The organism is Haloarcula sp. CGMCC 1.2071, from assembly GCF_037078445.1.
GTDB lineage: Archaea > Halobacteriota > Halobacteria > Halobacteriales > Haloarculaceae > Haloarcula > Haloarcula amylolytica.
Map to the genome: position 1 here is coordinate 43,053 of NZ_JAYMGY010000006.1, position 16,986 is coordinate 60,038.

The 16,986-nt window shown below is 62.1% G+C and carries 16 protein-coding genes and 1 pseudogene; 14 read left to right on the top strand and 3 right to left on the bottom strand.

Annotated features, from left to right (window positions below; all coding sequences use genetic code 11):
• The first annotated feature begins 21 nt into the window (after nucleotides 1-21).
• On the top strand, nucleotides 22-870 hold the full coding sequence (locus tag VI234_RS12730) for a hypothetical protein (protein WP_008312103.1): 849 nt from the start codon (nucleotides 22-24) through the stop codon (nucleotides 868-870).
• Between the two features lie 214 nt (nucleotides 871-1,084).
• On the opposite strand, the gene VI234_RS12735 is transcribed toward VI234_RS12730, so the two are convergent.
• On the bottom strand, nucleotides 1,085-1,855 hold the full coding sequence (locus VI234_RS12735) for a hypothetical protein (RefSeq protein WP_336330213.1): 771 nt from the start codon (nucleotides 1,853-1,855) through the stop codon (nucleotides 1,085-1,087).
• Between the two features lie 106 nt (nucleotides 1,856-1,961).
• Here VI234_RS12735 and VI234_RS21305 point away from each other — a divergent pair.
• Nucleotides 1,962-2,431: pseudogene (locus VI234_RS21305) on the top strand (hypothetical protein).
• Nucleotides 2,432-2,487: 56 nt separating this feature from the next.
• Here VI234_RS21305 and VI234_RS12745 read toward each other — a convergent pair.
• On the bottom strand, nucleotides 2,488-4,323 hold the full coding sequence (locus VI234_RS12745; protein WP_336330214.1) for a bacteriohemerythrin: 1,836 nt from the start codon (nucleotides 4,321-4,323) through the stop codon (nucleotides 2,488-2,490).
• 102 nt (nucleotides 4,324-4,425) lie between these two features.
• Between VI234_RS12745 and VI234_RS12750 the strand changes: the two genes are divergently transcribed.
• The 10 genes from VI234_RS12750 (at nucleotide 4,426) to VI234_RS12795 (ending at nucleotide 13,924) form a co-directional block, all read left to right on the top strand.
• Nucleotides 4,426-4,860, top strand: a complete 435-nt coding sequence (locus VI234_RS12750) for a pyridoxamine 5'-phosphate oxidase family protein (RefSeq protein WP_336330215.1) — start codon at nucleotides 4,426-4,428, stop codon at nucleotides 4,858-4,860.
• 216 nt (nucleotides 4,861-5,076) lie between these two features.
• Nucleotides 5,077-5,289: a hypothetical protein gene (locus VI234_RS12755; protein ID WP_049943035.1), complete on the top strand. Its 213-nt coding sequence runs from the start codon at nucleotides 5,077-5,079 to the stop codon at nucleotides 5,287-5,289.
• A gap of 134 nt (nucleotides 5,290-5,423) precedes the next feature.
• Complete coding sequence (locus VI234_RS12760) at nucleotides 5,424-6,041, top strand: class I SAM-dependent methyltransferase (RefSeq protein ID WP_336330216.1); 618 nt, start codon at nucleotides 5,424-5,426, stop codon at nucleotides 6,039-6,041.
• A 125-nt stretch (nucleotides 6,042-6,166) separates the two neighbouring features.
• Entirely contained in the window at nucleotides 6,167-6,436 is a 270-nt protein-coding gene (locus VI234_RS12765; protein ID WP_005532887.1) for a DUF7571 family protein, read from the top strand.
• 303 nt (nucleotides 6,437-6,739) lie between these two features.
• Nucleotides 6,740-7,729 carry a DMT family transporter gene (locus tag VI234_RS12770; protein WP_336330217.1) on the top strand — a complete coding sequence of 330 codons (990 nt, stop codon included), beginning with the start codon at nucleotides 6,740-6,742 and terminating at the stop codon, nucleotides 7,727-7,729.
• Between the two features lie 134 nt (nucleotides 7,730-7,863).
• Nucleotides 7,864-9,324, top strand: a complete 1,461-nt coding sequence (locus VI234_RS12775) for a carotenoid oxygenase family protein (RefSeq protein WP_336330218.1) — start codon at nucleotides 7,864-7,866, stop codon at nucleotides 9,322-9,324.
• 185 nt (nucleotides 9,325-9,509) lie between these two features.
• A complete protein-coding gene (locus tag VI234_RS12780; RefSeq protein WP_336330219.1) occupies nucleotides 9,510-10,490 on the top strand; it encodes an NAD(P)/FAD-dependent oxidoreductase in 981 nt (326 codons plus the stop codon).
• Nucleotides 10,490-11,605, top strand: a complete 1,116-nt coding sequence (locus VI234_RS12785) for a FecCD family ABC transporter permease (protein ID WP_336330220.1) — start codon at nucleotides 10,490-10,492, stop codon at nucleotides 11,603-11,605. The genes VI234_RS12780 and VI234_RS12785 overlap by 1 nt, the downstream gene beginning before the upstream one ends.
• Nucleotides 11,605-12,537, top strand: a complete 933-nt coding sequence (locus VI234_RS12790; RefSeq protein ID WP_008312120.1) for an ABC transporter ATP-binding protein — start codon at nucleotides 11,605-11,607, stop codon at nucleotides 12,535-12,537. The genes VI234_RS12785 and VI234_RS12790 overlap by 1 nt, the downstream gene beginning before the upstream one ends.
• 175 nt (nucleotides 12,538-12,712) lie before the next feature.
• On the top strand, nucleotides 12,713-13,924 hold the full coding sequence (locus VI234_RS12795; protein ID WP_008312122.1) for an ABC transporter substrate-binding protein: 1,212 nt from the start codon (nucleotides 12,713-12,715) through the stop codon (nucleotides 13,922-13,924).
• A gap of 478 nt (nucleotides 13,925-14,402) precedes the next feature.
• Here the strand turns inward: VI234_RS12795 and VI234_RS12800 are convergent, their stop codons facing one another.
• A complete protein-coding gene (locus VI234_RS12800; RefSeq protein ID WP_336330221.1) occupies nucleotides 14,403-15,443 on the bottom strand; it encodes a zinc-dependent alcohol dehydrogenase family protein in 1,041 nt (346 codons plus the stop codon).
• Nucleotides 15,444-15,556: 113 nt separating this feature from the next.
• Here VI234_RS12800 and VI234_RS12805 point away from each other — a divergent pair, with 113 nt between their 5' ends.
• Both VI234_RS12805 and VI234_RS12810 read left to right on the top strand, forming a co-directional pair.
• On the top strand, nucleotides 15,557-16,135 hold the full coding sequence (locus tag VI234_RS12805) for an NAD(P)/FAD-dependent oxidoreductase (RefSeq protein WP_336330222.1): 579 nt from the start codon (nucleotides 15,557-15,559) through the stop codon (nucleotides 16,133-16,135).
• Nucleotides 16,136-16,354: 219 nt separating this feature from the next.
• Nucleotides 16,355-16,924 (top strand): hypothetical protein, encoded by a 570-nt coding sequence (locus tag VI234_RS12810; RefSeq protein WP_008312129.1) that lies wholly within the window; start codon nucleotides 16,355-16,357, stop codon nucleotides 16,922-16,924.
• Nucleotides 16,925-16,986: the final 62 nt, after the last annotated feature.

Sequence of the window (16,986 nt, forward strand, 5' to 3'; positions counted from 1 at the left end):
CCCGGTTTGAATGTGTGATAAATGGCAACTATACGCGTACGTGATTGGACGAAAGAACAGATAGAGAAGATACGTGATACGGAGTCTCACTCCTCGCACGATTCGGTTATCAAGTCGCTGCTGAAAGACCGAAAGCTGGCCAAATACGCGGACGATGCCGCAGAGGCCGTTCCGGAGTCGGAATCCGATTCCCTGACGACCGATCCCGACACCGCGTTTGATGACCTGACTGTGCTCGGCGAGTTGTCCGGTGCAGACAACGGAGTGTTGTTTCTCTGGTGCCCCAGTTGCGGGAACGAACTGGCGCACTTGACTGCGGATAACCCACTCGGCCTGTCCGTGTTCGAGATCGAATGCCAGCGCTGTCTCACCCATCTCGACCGACACGCCATCGTTGCCATCGAAATCGGCTATCCCATCGAGCAGAAACTGGTCGAGGACTGTCTGCAAGACGATCTCAAGGACTGCGTCGTCGACTACTGGGACCGGACACTCGACTCGGCCGCCGTGGGAGCGCTCGACGACGATCTCGACCCGGCACACCTCGTCTGGCAGTTCGACCAGTATCTCCGGCAGTTCTCGTGGGAGTGGCCTGCGGATGTCCCTGTTGTCGGTTTTGCCACGGGAGAGACCTATCGTAACACCACCACCGACGAGTACCTCGAAGTTATCGAACCAGTCTCGGAGAACCGGAACGCGATGGACTCGTTCAAGATACGGCGGTACGCCGGCGACCCGGAAACCCACGACGGTGAGACGGAAATTCTCGACAGCACTACTGTCGTCGATCACATCGTCAATCGGCGACTGCTGCTCGACGAACGCACCGACTCGGCGTCACTTCCCGAGTCGACCGAACCGACAACGTGACCAGTGGGCTCAGCCTGTCTGGATCTCTTCTCTCTAATCCTCTATTCTTACTGGACTGAGTAACTCCGGATCTGCCTGTAATAGAGGTGCTGCTGTCAAATCGGATAACACAGACTTCAGATGGCTTTTTATAGGGCACTTATAATAATGAAAAGTCGAAATATGGATACACAATACCGACATTTTGACCTATTCTGGAAACAGATGCTGTGTATCAGTCTGTTTCGGCTGTCGGACGGGAACACCGCAGACAGATGACACTCTCTGCGACCCAGTTCACATCTGTCGAGCCACAGTGCGGGCAGCGGTGGTGGTCCGTGTCGTACTCTGTCGTCCCGCGAGGGGCGGCAAGGAATCCGTCGGTAATCACTTGCTGGACGAGGCTGGGGAACCGTTGCCGTTTGACGACGGCCCGCTGTGCGAGGAACCTGCCGGGCTCGTCCGGGTCTGTACCGTGGAGGTCTTCCCAGGGAAGAGCGATTTCGCCGTTGGCAGGGCCACGAGCGACTTGGTGGATGAGGGTCGCAGCGGCCTCGAACAGCGGCGTCGTCCCCCACGCTTGCGGGTTGTCGACAGCACTGCCAGCGTCCTTGTAGGCCGATTCAGCTTCGCGGTACGCCGCCTCGACATCGTCGAGTCCTGCGACTGTTCGGAAGTCTCCGACGAACTCCTTGAGGCAGGCGTGCTGAACGGGGTGTTCCAGCCCGTTGGTCAAATCCTGGGCCACGGCGACGCCCTCGACGCCGCGGCGGGTGGCGCGCGTGTCCGTTCCGGCGACGCGGTAGCAGACCGCGCTCGTCGCGAGGTACTGGAGACCGTCACCGACCCATCCCTTCTCGTCGGCACTGAACGGCTCGATGCCTTCCCGCGGGTCCGAAAGAACACGCCACCCGGCCCGCGTGTACTCGTCACCAGCGCGACGGTACTCCCGGTCAGCGATGGCGGCGACTGCTGCCGCTCGGTGTCCCGCGTCCTGTGTGCGCATAGCGTCACTACGGCGTACGGCCTCACAGGCTTTCGCACCCAACAAATCGGTATCACTGTCGGCCCGAACCGCCAGACAAAATACGGCCCAGTCCCGCCAGTGACACATAGAGCCGGTAGTTCTCGTCACGACGCTTACGGTGTCACTCCGGTTTGTTGTCGGCGTGGCCGCCGGTGTCGTCGCGACGATTGCGATGGACCTGGTGATGGCCAGACTGCCGGAAGGCGAAACGCCGCCGTTCATTGCTTCCGGTGTATTAACGGACAGCGCCCCGGACGACGCTCCGGGACGCCTCGCGAACGTCGTCCATTAGATCGCTGGCTGACTGGCCCGCTGTTCGTCTGGCTGCTTCTCACCAGCGAAGGGCTCGTGGGCGGGCAGTCGATACTGGCAACAGTGGTCGCCGCTGCTGTCCTCTATATTCTGATGGTCGGCTTCTTCGTCTTTATCGTGCTCCCGCGGTCCCGACTGCCGTCGGCTCGAATAGCGGCTATCCGACGCGACTGGGCGATTTCGGCGGCTGCGTACCTACTCGTTCTCGTGCCACTCGTTGCACTTGGGTCTCGCCTCGTCTGACCCGGCCCGAACAACGAAAACGTTCTGGTACCTAGCAAACGCGAGACTGGCAGCACTCACTCGGCGAGCGACAGTTCCCCGTCCGGCCCCACCTCACCGACTTCGCCGGTGTGGTACCAGTCGTCCCGGAGCGTCTGTGCGCCAGTCTGGTCGCCGTCGAGGAACCCACCGAGGACAGTCGGGCCACGGACCAGTATCTCCCTGCTTTCGGAGACGGCGAGTTCCACGCCCGGCATCGGGTCGCCGATTGACTCCTCAACGAAGGACGCAGCCGGATTCAGCGCGCCGATGCCGGCTGTTCCGACGGAGCCGTATAGCTCGCATATCGGAACGCCCAGCCCCCGGAAGAAGTACAGCAGATGATCGTCCAGCCGGCCTGTCCCGGAGAGGGCGTAGGTGAGGTTTGATAACCCCGTTTCTCGTCGCAACGGCTTGTAGACGAGCCGCTTGGCGGCCCTGTACTTCAGCGGTGTCCCCCGCCCCTCGACGATACCCTGCCCGTAGGACGCCACTCGACCGCCGACCTTCCGCTTCATCCAGCCCATGTCGCCGAGACGGTCCTGTATCGTCCCGTAGAGCTGCTGGTACATCTTCGGGACACCGACCAGCACGTCGGGCTTGATGGCCGCGAGCTGTTCCACGAACTCCTCGGCCCCGAGGTAGGCGACGGCGCTCCCGGTCGCCCAGAGATAGTACGTCGAGACGCGCTGATAGATGTGTGCCAGCGGGAGCGAACACGTCCCGGTCGCGCCGGGGCCGGTGGGAAGCTCCTCCCGGAGACTCTCTGCTGCCGCCAGTAGATTCCGGTGTGTCAGCGCGCAGCCGGCCTTCTCCGCAGGGGCTGCCACGTCGAACGCGACTGTCGCAACCTCGTCACCGTCAGTCTGCAGGCCGGGGAGCACTCTCGCCTCAGCAGTCGGTAGCGCCTCGAAGTCGAGCACGGTTTCGACGGCCATCGAGAGATCCCCGGCCTCGTCTCCCGTCGCCACGAGTCCGGTCGCGCCGGTCCGCTCGATAATCTGAGCTGCCCGGTCGTCACTCGCAGACGGGTAGAGTGCGACCGGGACGATTCCGGCGAAATGACAGGCCAGGTCGAGCACGGACCACTCGTACTGGGACTGGGCTCTGATGGCCAGTCGATCCCCGGGACGCAGTTCCGTCGACAGGAGTCCGCCCGCGACCGCCTTCGCTCGCTCGGCCATCTCCTCGAAACTCCGTTCGACGAACTCGCCGTCGTCCCGGACGAGCGCCGCGGTCCGGTCCCCGTGGTCCGAAACGATGTCTTCGAACCAGGCCGCGACCGACCCCTCCGGGACCGAAAGCGAGCCGCCGCCGTAGACGTCGCTGTCGAGGCGTACGCCGGCGTCTTCGGGCTGCCGGTCAACTGGCACGGGGTCCTCCGACGTTGTTCGCTCCTGATACAGCTGTCCGGGTTCGTACTCGTAATCGTCGCTGACCTCGCTCTGGAAGTAGTCAGCGTAGTTCTGGTCCTCGTCGCCAGCGGCGATATGCGCATCGAGCCAGTCCCGGGCGACTGTCAGGACCTCCATCGTGACGTACTCCCCGTTCTCGTGTTTCTCGCGGAGTTCTTGTACTTTCCCGGCGAACTCCTCGTGCATCTCACGGTGATTGTAGAAACAGTCGCTGCAGTCCATGGCGTAGCCACAGTTCTGCATGAACTCCTCTTCGTCACCGAAATGGTACTCCGTGTAGCGTTCGAGTTCGCGGAGAATGTCACCGACCTCCTCCTCGGAGTGGCCCTCGTTCATCGCCGTGTGGAGGTCGTTCAGCAGCCCGAACAGGCGCTTGTGTTGCTCATCGAACCGCTCGATATCTGTGCTGTACCGTTCTTCGTCCCACTCGGCAAACTTCCCCGTCGAGTCTGTGCCCATACCTGTTCTGTTACCCATTATTTGAAAAGTAACTCTCACGTTCCCACCGAGTGAAAATGCGGTCTGCATCCCAAGTAGTTTCCAGTTAATATCGCAGTCGAGATGCGAGAATTACGTGACGAGACGGTCGTCGACGTCCTCACGAACAACGGAATCGGTGTGCTGGCACTGTCCGGTCCAACGGGGGCGGCCCCGTATCCAATCCCGGTCGCGTTCGGATACGACCCGGCGACGGATAGTCTGGCGTTTCACCTGTCAGAGAATGACGACAGCCAGAAACACCGTTATTTGACGGCGGACGCCACCGTCGGATTCACCGTCTACGAGGAGACCGAACCCAAATCCGTGTGGCGAAGCGTCGTGGTTACAGGCGAGTTGGTTGAGACGACCTACAGCGAAGTAGAGCCGGCCCTCGCCTCGCTGGCAAGCAACACACAGTTCGCCCCTAATCCAGTCAGTTGGGACGATACATCGACGACAACGCCGTACGAACTCCGAATCGACGACTGGTACGGACGGGAATTCCGAGTCGGGTGAAACCGGTCTCGCGATTCACCGGCTATACCGGTTACCGGACCCGCTTCGACGCTACAATCACGGTTGTTCGCTCCGGTGCGCGTTCTCACTCTGTGGGAACCAGCGCCCCTGATTATGGGCTGAGACCCGTAGCTACACATAGAGGTGTCCCAGATGCTACTAACAACTGCGCTACTCCAGCATGGACCGATGGGGCCCCACGGAGGGGCAACGGGCATGGGAATGGCCCCGGGCGGCTGGTGGCTGCTGCTCGCAGCGTTCATCATCGCCGTTGTGGCAATCGGTGTCCTGCTGTACGTGCAGTTACAGCGCGAGGCGACCGCTGAACCGGATTCACTGGAGACCCTCAAACAGCAGTACGCGTCGGGCGAGATCGACGAGACGGAGCTTGAAACACGGGCTGACCGGTTGCTCCAGCACGAGTCGTAGGACACGACACTGGCAGTTTCATCATCTGTCCGTCTGGTGGGACACTCATCCGTGACTTATGACTCCCTGACTGCGTCCGCGGCCCGCCTGACACACTTCGTGGTACATTTATTCCGCAACGGTGTACGGTGGGTATGGACCCGGACGACGTTCGCGACGACTGGGCCTCCCGCTCCGGGAAGTTCTCGCCGGCGTACTACGCTGAACTCGGGCCGAACGAGGTGAGTGAGACGCTGGTCAACGTGCTCGACCACTACGTCCACGACGACGCCCGAATCATCGAACTGGGATGTGGCTCGGGCCGCCATCTGGCACACCTCCGGACCAACGGGTACGGGAATCTCACTGGTATCGACATCAACGACGAGTCCTTCGACGTGATGGCCGAACACTACCCTCGGCTCGCTGATTCGGGGACGTTCCACACCGGTGCGCTGGAGGACATCGTTACCGAGTTCGAGGACGACGCCTTCGATGTCGTCTACTCGGTTGAGACGCTCCAGCACATCCACCCGGACGACGCGTGGGTGTTCGAGGAGATCGCTCGCATCGCAGGGGACCTCCTCGTAATCGCTGAAAACGAAGGCAACAGTCCCGAACGTGGACGCGAAGACACTGACGTGAGCTACGTCGACGACGACTTCCCACTGTATCACCGCAACTGGAAGCAAGTGTTCTCAGAGCTCGGGTTCGCGCAACTTATTCGAGAACCCACGTCTCGGGACACCATTCGCGTGTTCCGTGCACCGTAGCCCGCACCGCTATTTGTCACTTTTCGCCGGTCTTGTCGTCGGATCGCCACCCGCCGGTAACTTCAGAATCGATAACCGGGCAGCAACTATTTGTGTCATGGTATCATGCGTCAAGTTGGATCGCTATGCAACTGTGCCAAAACTGTCAGGCGGCTATCGACGAGTACCTCTTGGACAAACAACTCGAACCCCTGCGAGACCTCACAGTCGACGACTTCAATCTCTGTGCCGACTGCGTGACCGTCGTCGCGGACGCCTGTGTGGAGTGTGACGGCGCGGTGTACGTTCCCCGGTCCGAAACCGCTGTCCCCGACTGCTGTCCGGCGTGTCGGTCCGAGCACATCGACGAAACCGGGACCGACCCGGGCTGGCACTTCGACACGATGTCGACCTGACCCGGGTCATACACTTGGGTGACCCGGAGCATCCACTCGGGGATGCCGACGTGGGCATCGTCCTCGTTTTCGACGCTACTGACAGTGAACTGGGAGACCGAACGGTGACCGAATGAGAACTCCGTGTCGCGTACTGGAGTAGAACGAGACGTCTCGGTACAACTGGCTTCGATAGCACTGCGGACACACACTGTTTCCGGGAATTTCTGAACGGCAGGCGAGGCCGTAGAGTCCGTGTGTGTGCGTCACAGTGGCGATAGAAGCTTCATACTCCTCCAGCACATACGGTAGGTCTCTACTGGAATGACACGCTCGACACGACATATTGGCTTGCTGTTTGCTGCGCTCGCACTCATCTGGGGACTTTCCTTTGTGGCGATCAAGACTGGTCTCGAAGGCGTTCCGCCGGTGCTGCTGGCAGCTGTCCGACACGATATCGCTGCGGTTGTACTGCTCGGTTATGCCCTCTGGCGTGGCCGGTCACTGCGCCCACAGACCCGCGATGACTGGTCACTGATTCTCATCGGCGGCACCGTCCTCATCGGCGCACACTTCGCGCTCCTGTTTCTCGGACAGCAGTACGTCCCGAGTTCCTTCGGCGCGATCCTGCTCAGTCTCACGCCGGTAGTGACGCCGGCGTTCGCATCGACGCTGATACCGAGCTACAGGGCCCGTCCGCACGAACTCATCGGCACCGTCTGTGGATTCATCGGTGTAGTTATCATTGCGAACCCCACACCGGGAGCGGTCGGTGGCCGACTGCTCGGCGTCGCCCTGCTCATCAGTTCGGCTGTGGCCTTCGCCGTCGGTGCAGTCCTGACCGAACGCTACACCAGTTCGCTCCCGCTCGTGAGCCTCCAGGCCTGGATGACGTTGCTCGGTGCCGGCATCCTGCACGCCGTCAGTGCGGGGCTGCCCTCGGAACGGCTCGGAACAGTCACAGTCGGGTTCGAACAGCTAGCGGCAATCGCGTACCTCGGCATCGTCGCCAGCGCGATCGGGTTCCTCCTCTACTTCCGCCTGATCAGCACAGTCGGGGCCGCTGAAACCAGTCTGGTTTCCTACGTGGTCCCGGCAGTGACGGCCATCAGCGGCTGGCTCCTGCTCGGTGAAACACTCGGCCCGGTTACCGTCGCCGGCTTCGCCGTCATCGTGGTCGGCTTCGCGTGGGTGAAAGCCGACGTGCTTCGGTCGTTACGCCGCCGTCACACTGGTTCGCTGCCCCATCGAACACAGACTCCACGGGACGACTGCGTCGTCGTTAGCGGAAACGCGTACTCGACGCAGGACTAACACGGATTGGTGGATCGATGTATCGGTATGCGCCGACTCCGGGGTCAGAGCTATCCGGGCATAACCTCCAACAATCCGTATGATACCCTGATCAGGGGCGTCAGGTCTTAGCCGTTGCCGTCCGTTGCCACGGTATGGCTTCCCATCCCGGGTTCCACTCGCTGTACGACGAGACAGCGGCATCGATTTCCGTGGCCGGTGGCCTCCCGGACTGGCTCTGTGGCAGTCTCGTCCGGAACGGACCCGGCGCGTTTTCCCTCCCGAACGGCAGCAGTGTCGACCACTGGTTCGACGGGTTCGCGATGCTGTACCGGTTCACCTTCGACCCGGACGGCGACGCCGTTCACTATCGGAACCGCTTCCTTCGAACGGACGCGTACGAGGCGGCGACGAGTGGCGAGTTCGAGGGCGGCTTCGCAACCGGCGAGACGACGCTTCGCTCGCGGCTGGCGACGTTTCTGACAGACCCCTACGACAACACGAACATCATCGCTGAGCGGTTCGGCCGGGAGTACGTCGCACTAACCGAATCGCCACGGAAGGTGCGTTTCGACCCGAACACGCTCGAAAAGACGGGTCACGTCGAACACGACGACGGCGTCCCGACCGGCCAGCTATCCTGTGCCCACGTCAAACGCGACCCGACGAGCGGCGTCCTCGTCAACGTCGACACGGCGTTCGGACGGACCAGTCAGTACCACGTCACTGCCATGTCGCCCGACGGGTCCCGGCGACACGTCGGGAGCGTCGACACCGACCAGCCGGCGTATATGCACAGCTTCGCGCTCACGCCTCGGTACGTCGTGCTGACGGAGTTCCCGCTTCGACTCGACCCGCGACGGTTTCTCAAGCCCGGCCGGCAGGCACCCTTCATCGAGCAGTTCGAGTGGGACCCAGACCGCGGGACCCGAATCGTTGTCATGGATCGGACCACCGGGACGGTCGTGGCGGAGCCGGTCATCGACGCCGTGTTCGGCTTTCACCACGTCAACGCGTTCGAACGAGCCGGCGGGAGGGAACTCGTGTTCGACCTCGAAACAGTACCAGACGCGACGACTATCGACTCGCTGTATCTGGACAATCTCCGGGCGGGCGAAATGGGCGCTATCGTCGGCCGCATCGAGCGGTTCACTGTTGACCTCGGTACCGGAAGCGGTGTGCCTCGCTACGGCGACGTTGACGCGACGGTGTCGCGCGAGATGGTGTACCCCGACGGCAGCGCGCTGCCGACCGTCTCACCGGCTCGGTGGTGTCGTCCGCATCGCTACGTGTACGCGATGGGGATGGACACCCCCGTCACCGAGTGGGCCCGTCGCGTGCTGAAACTCGACACGGACACGGGGGCTGTCGAGACGTTCGACGATGGCGGGGACTACTTCGGTGAGCCGGTGTTCGTCCCCGAACCCGATGGCGACGCTGCGGACGACGGCGTGGTGCTAGTCGTTGCGCTGGACGCGGACGCCGACCGGTCCCGGCTACTCGTCCTCGACGGTCAGACGTTCGAGGAGCGCGCCAGGGCAACGCTCCCCCACGCAGCCCCGTTCGATTTCCACGGTCGGTACTTCCCCGAACTCAGAGTGGCGACCGGTGACTGAGCCCGTGGGGGTTTAATCATAGCAACGAGTACGAAACTACTGACGTAAACTTCGGCCCGCCTAAATTTCGAAAACGCTTTATCCATTTAGGCTGGCCTAAACAGTATGTTGAACGAATCGATCGACACCTCCGAACCGTCACACCGGCTGTCGGTGTCACGGACACTGGACGGAGCGTCGTGAATATGGTGGCAGTGGGGAACCTGACGGAGACGACGTTCGACCACGATGTCATCATCGTCGGGGGCGGTCCAGCCGGTTGTTCGGCGGGGGTGTTCACGGCCAGAGCGGGCCTCGATACGGTCATCTACGACCGCGGCCGGTCGTCGCTCAAGCGCTGTGCCTACCTCGAAAACTACCTCGGTTTCCCGGCCGGTATCGACGTAGAGACGCTGTACAACCGCATTCAGGACCACGCCGAAACTGCCGGTTGTTCCATCGTCTCCGAGCTGGTCGAATCGCTCGACAGAACCGACGCCGGGGAGGGATTCGTCGTCGAAACGCAGGACGGGGAGACCGCCACGACTCAGCGGGTCATCGCGGCGACTCGCTACGACGGCGAGTATATGCGTGGCCTGGACGACGACGCGGCGATGTTCGAGACCCACGAATACGGCGGCGAGGCACACGAAACCTTCGACAGCACGTATGCCGATGCGGACGGTACGACACCGGTCCCGGCTCTCTACGTTGCGTCACCGTCCGAGGCGGCGGATCTGCAGGCCATCATTGCGGCCGGTCGGGGCGCACGCGTCGCACGCCGGGTAATTGCGGATGCGAGAATCGACGACGGCTGGTGGGAATCTGTCGCCGATGGCGTAGACTGGGTCCGACGGAAGGCTGAACTCGACGACGAGTGGACCGAACGTGCGACCTGGGTCGAATATTTCGACGACCGGTACGCTTCGGATGCTCCTGTCGATCCGGATTCGGGTCGGTTCCAGCGAGTCCGCGAGGCGGTCCTCGATGAGCGGCGGTCGTCGTATCTCACGTCCGACGAGATAGCCGACCGAGTCGAAACAGGGCAGGAAGTACTGGCGGGCTACTTGAGCCCCGAAGCGGTCGTTTCGGGGCTGGATCAGACCGCCGTTCTCGATGCGATAGATGACGAAACGATCCGTGACTACGTCACTGCGACCGACGGACTCGCGGAGGTGGGCGAGTAATGGCCAGCGAGACACGGGGGGCCACCGACGTGTTGTCACGGGCCAGGACCTGGCTCGGAACTTTCGACGGGTCCCTGATCGGACTGTGTGTCGCGAGCGTCGCCGTCGCCTTTGTGGCCGGGCTCCTGCAGGTGAGCTTCGGGGCGTACTCGATGACCATCCTCGAGGCGTGGCAGGCCGTGTTCGACCCGAAGGTACTGTTCAGTGTCCAGGCATGGCAGTCGTTTTTCTTCGGGACTGAGCTGCCCGAACTGCCGAAACGGACGCTCATCGTCTGGAACATCCGGATGCCGCGGGTAATCGTCGCCGTGCTTGCGGGGATGTGTCTCGCCGTCTCCGGGGCGATATTCCAGGCTGTGACCCGAAACGAACTGGCGAGCCCGTTCATACTGGGCGTGAGTTCCGGGGCGGGGCTCACCGTACTGCTGACCCTCGTTCTGTTCAGTAGTCTCGCTCCGTTCCTGCCGTTGTTTGCCGCGATCGGCGGCTCCATCGCGTTCCTGCTCGTGTACATGATCGCGTGGAAGGGCGGAACGAGTCCGGTCAGACTGGTCCTCGCCGGTGTCATCGTCAACATGGTGTTTACCTCCCTCCAGCGGGGGCTGTTCTTCTTCGCCGACGACCTGGGCGTTGTCCAGTCGGCGCTGGCCTGGATTACCGGTTCGCTAACAGGCGTCGGCTGGGAGGAGTTCCGCATCGCTGTCAGCCCGACGCTGGCCGCCACGCTACTCGCGCTGGCGGGCGCACGACAGCTGAACCTCCTCCTGCTCGGGGAAGAGACCGCGAATTCACTCGGAATGAGTGTCGAGCGGGTCCGGTTCATGCTGTCCGCGGTCGCCATTCTGGCGGCCAGTACGGCCATCTCCGTCGCGGGCATCATCGGCTTCTTCGGCCTCGTGGTCCCCCACATCGTCAGACTCATCGTCGGGAGCGACTACCGCCGGCTCCTCATCGGCTGCGTGTTCGTCGGTCCGGCGCTGATGGTTGTCGCGGACGTCGGTGCACGGCTGGCCCTGAACCCCGCGCAGGTTCCGGTCGGCGTCGTCACTGGCGTCGTCGGCGGACCGTACTTCCTCTACCTGATGCGGCGACAGGAACAGATGGGTGAGATCTAATGTCACAGGACAACTCCAACTCGGACGGTATCGCTACGGCAAACGACACCGCTGCTGGTCCCCAGTCCGGTCGCCGGGACCGGCCGCTGGTCGGCGACGATGTGGTGCTTTCGTACTCCGGGACGGATGAACCGGTCATCGACGGTGAATCGATCACCGCCGAACCTGGGGCCGTGACTGCGCTCGTTGGCCCGAACGGGTCGGGCAAGAGCACGCTGCTGAAAGGCCTCGCAAATCAGCTCGAACCGGAGGCGGGATCGGTGTTGCTGGACGGGCAAGACATCCAGACGATGGGTACCAAAGCGATCGCCCGGAAGCTCGGCCTGCTCTCTCAGGAGAGTACGTCGCCAAACAGCATCTCGGTCGAGGATCTGGTGTACCACGGTCGGTACCCACACCGGGGGTTCTTCGACAGTGTCACCGAGGAAGACGAGGCCGCCGTCGAGCGGGCGATTGACCTGGCCGGCTGTGGACACCTCCGTGAACGTGAAGTCGGTAGCCTCAGTGGTGGCCAGAAGCAACTCGCCTGGATCGCGATGGTCCTCGCACAGGACACCGACGTACTATTGCTCGATGAACCGACGACGTTCCTCGATCTCCACCACCAGCTAGAGGTGATGGAGATCATCGAGACGCTCCGGGACGAGAGCGACATCACCATCGTGGTCGTCCTGCACGACATCGAGCAGGCGGCCCGCCTCGCCGACCGGATGGTCGCACTCAAAGACGGCGAGATACAGGCCCGGGGACGACCCGAAGACGTCGTGACCGAGCAACTACTCGCGGAGGTTTTCGAAATCGAGGCGGAGGTCTCGGCTACGGCACAGGGACCGCGCGTGAATCCAATCCGTGCCCGCCACGACGGCGACGAACACGCTGCTGGTGACGATAGTGCGGAACCGGACCGCGCCGAGGAGATCGTGGCGGAATAGGGGCCGTTAGACTACCACGAAATCGCCCTCTGCCCCACGGATCCTTCCCACGGACGCCGGGCTCTGCGCTTGATACTGGACTCTTCCCACGGACGCCGGACTCGGAGCTTGATACTGGATTGTTCCGGGTCGGTGAACCGGAACATCTATATAATTTTTAGGCTAGCCTAAAATAATGGCTGACGACACCACTGACATCGAGTCACCGACGCGGAGAGAGTACGTCAAGTATGGGGGCACGGTTCTCAGTGCCGGGTTGCTAGCGGGATGCAGCGGTGATGCCGAGCGGGGAACCGGCTCCGCGCCGACGGAGGCCGTGACGGAGACAGACACAACCACTGCGGACGAGTCGCACTCCGTGTCGATGTCCCCGATGGGAGAGGTGACCTTCGACTCGCCACCGGAGACCGTCTTCACGCGGCTCACGCACCACGCAGACATGGCGTTCGCCCTGGGACGTGGGGATACCGTCACAGCCATGCACGCCCCGGATTACTACAGCGGGCTGTGGAACCAGTTCGTCGAACGGTTGCCGGGCGTGTCGCTGGACTGGACCGGACTGTACTCTTCGTGGGAACCGAGCAAGGAGAAACTGTACGAACTGGACAGCGATATCCACCTGGCAGACCCGGCCTGGATCGCCAAACAGGACAACTGGGGCCGGACGGACTTCGAGGAGATCGCTACCAACGTCTCGCCGTGGTTCGGCAACTCGCTGAGTGACCGACACGCCGAACCACCGTCCGGATGGGGGGACTACGAGTACTACACTCTTTGGGAGCAGTTCGAACTCGTGGCCGAGGCGTTCCAGGAACAGGCCCGCTACGAGGCGCTCGCGGCGGTTCACGACGAGATGCGCTCGACCATTGACGCGAACCTGCCGCCCGAGTCGGAGCGGCCGTCGGCGGTCCTGCTCGCCGCGGCTGACCTCGACGAGATATACGCCTATACGCTTGACAACCCCGGATTCCTGACTGCACACACCCGCCCGTTCGGAGCGCGGGACGCCTTCGAGGGCTCGGTCGAGACGAACTCCGTGGTCGACTTCGAGACGCTGCTTGCGGCGGACCCGGACGTCATCCTGCACCTCGGCGGGTTCGAGCCGAACACGAGCCTTCCGGAGCGACGGGAGGCGTTTAAATCCGACCCGGTTGGGTCGGAAATCACGGCCGTGCAGAACGACCGGATCTACCCCCAGGGAGCGAGGTATCAGGGCCCGATACTGCATCTCTTCCAACTGGAGATGACCGCAAAGCAACTGTATCCCGAGCAGTTCGGCGAGTGGCCGACGTACACTGAGGGGCCGTATCCCGAAATCCCGGCCGAGGAACAGTTATTCGACCGCAAGCGGGTCGCGGATATCATCAACGGGGAGCTTAAGCCATGAGCGACCACGACACGGCAGCCGACGCACGGACACTCGGAGCATACTATCGAATAGGCCCATTGTGACAGCTACACCCCAGATATGGATGAATAGTCTACTATCGTAGTAACTATTGGCAGTATATATTGAATATAAGGATATAGTGGCTTATTTGTCCAGAAAGAATTTATACCTCCCTGTCATCATCTCACATATGTTAGTTCACGAAGGAAACACGCACTCTTACACCACCGGCTCCGACCGATACTGCCGTCACTGCAACGACGTTGCGTTAGCCTACGACCCGTCGGCTGACCGCCCTCGCTGTCGGTCGTGCGGAAAGCTAGTGTAGCAGCGTCTCTGGCCTTTAGCTGAACCGCCGCTGACCGCCAGTATCGGCCGATCCGAAGCCTGGTTCGTGGGAATTCTCCGAAACTAGTCGCAGAACGCGTAACGAGCTACTCTGTGGGTTGTGTGGCTGACTGCCAGTGCAGACCGACTACAGCTTGACGAGAACTTTGATCGCTTCACGCTCGTCCATCGCCCGATACCCCTCGGGAACGCCGTCGAGGTCGACGGTTTTCGTGAAGATCGGCGACGGGTCGAGTGTGCCCTGCAGCACATCGGCCAGCAGTTCGTCGGCGTAGGCACGAACCGGTGCGACGCCGCCGTTGAGCGCGATGTTGTCGCCGAACAGCGAGAACACATCCAGTCCGGAGTCGTCGACGCCGTGCGGGACACCGACGTAGCCGACGGTCCCGCCCGGCCGACAGACGTCGATGGCGGTCTCCATCGCCGAGGCCGCACCGACACATTCCAGGACGTGGTTCGCGCCGCCGTTGGTCAGGTCGTCTGCCGCGTCCACGGCGTCCTGACCACGGGCGGCGATGGTCTCGGTCGCGCCGAACGACTCCGCGAGTTCGAGACGGTCCTCGTGGTGGCCCATCGCGATAATCCGCTCCGCTCCGAGACGGCGGGCCGCGAGTACGCCACACAGTCCGACAGCGCCGTCGCCGACCACGATACAGGTGTCTCCCTCGTTGACGCCGGCGCTGACTGCCGCGTGGTGACCGGTCCCCATCACGTCCGTCAGCGGGAGAATCGCTTCCAGTGTGTCCTCGTCGTCGGCGTGGCGGTCGGGAACGCGGACGAGCGTCCCGTCGGCTTCCGTCGCTCTGACGTACTCGCCCTGGCCGCCGCCGTTGTCGCCGCCCCAGGAGTCGCCGTTGACACAGGACGTGTGCAGTCCCTTCCGACAGAACTCACACCGGCCACAGCTGATGACGAACGGGGCGAACACCCGGTCGCCGGGCTCGACTGAGCGCACGTCGTCGCCGACGTCCTCGACGATACCCATCGGTTCGTGGCCGACGCGGGACCCTTCCTCTCGGTCGCTCTGACCGCGATAGAACCACAGGTCGGAGCCACAGACGGCGGTATGGGTCACGCGGACAATCGCGTCGGTTGGCGATTCGATCTCCGGCCGGGGAACTTCTTCGACGGTGATCTCGCCGGGGCCACGGTAGATGGCTGCGCGCATGCGTTTGCTTCGGCTCGGCTGTGGAAAACCGTTCCCATGCCACTTCGGTACGTCACCTTCGCTGATCGTATTGGATGACAACAATTACCAGTGGTGAGACAGAACTAGATGGCATGACGGATGTTCTCGTCGTCGGCGGCGGCCCCGCCGGCTTGAGTGCGGCACTGTTCACACAGAAAAACGGCCTTGAAACGACAGTCTTCGACACCGACGGAACCTGGATGCACAAAGCGCACCTGTTCAACTATCTCGGGGTGGGCTCCCAGGACGGGTCCGCGTTCATGGAGACTGCTCGTACACAAGTCGATAGCTTCGGCGTCGACCGAAAGCAGGGCACAGAGGTGACCGACGTGCGGCAAACCGACGCCGGATTCGAGGTTACGACCGAGGACGACACGCATGAAGCACCCTATCTCGTCCTTGCGACCGGGGCTAACCGCGACCTCGCTGAGACGCTGGGCTGTGACATGACTGCTGAAGACGTCGTCGACGTGGACGTGACGATGGAGACGAGTGTCGACGACGCCTACGCGACGGGTGGTATGGTCCGAGCCGAGGAGTGGCAAGCCGTCATCTCCGCCGGCGACGGCGCGGCGGCGGCCCTGAACATTCTCACGAAGGAGAAAGGGGAGCACTTCCACGACTTCGATACGCCCGCCGACGCGGACGCGCTGTTCGGTCCCGGGGAGTAGGCCCCGAAGCGACTCCGGACGGGTCTATCTCATTGCTAACCACTGAACACCGTGTTACTGGTCACTGCCCGGCGAATACGGACTGCATTCGACGGTAGGCAAACCCGGGCCGGATGAGGCTAAGCAAGTGCGTAATTTGTGGCACCGCCGCCTTTACCACGTTACTGCAGTCGGTTTGGGGTTCTGAAACCGACCGACAGCATTATCGACTGATTCACTATGGCATCACAGAGCCATGTGTTCTCTGTGAAGGAGTTCGAGTTCAACATCAGGTTCACTGCGGGTGCCGACCCGGTAATGGACCTGTTTCACGAGTACCCTACGCTACGACTCCGGAACGCCACATGTACTGTGACCGAAAACGCCATGTGGCGTATCGACCACGTCGACGGTCCCGCTGAATCCATCTCCGCGTTCGATGAGGTGTTTCTCGACGACGAAGGCTGTAACGAGTGTCTCGACGAGCACCGCTGTTCTGGGACGCGGGAGTACCAGGTTCTCGACCGCCGACCGACCGCCAGAACGGTATATACGTACCACGCAGACACTGACCGGTGTCGTGCAGTACCCACTATCGTCACCGACCACATCGGGGATGGTGTCGTCTTCGAATCGGAACGCACCGGCAGTACGTATCGGTGGCGGGTGTTGTCGCCGGTCGAGGCGTCGCTCGATCCGCTGTTCGATCATCTCGAATCAACACTCCGAACTGGAGTACAGCTCGATGTCGACCACCTAGGAGGCGCTGAACCATGGCGAGACAAGACACAGCCCGTGTTCCCACAGTGACTGTGCAGGGTCCACGGCTGTGCGTATTCGTTGTAATAGGGTGTAAACACGAGTCGATTAAA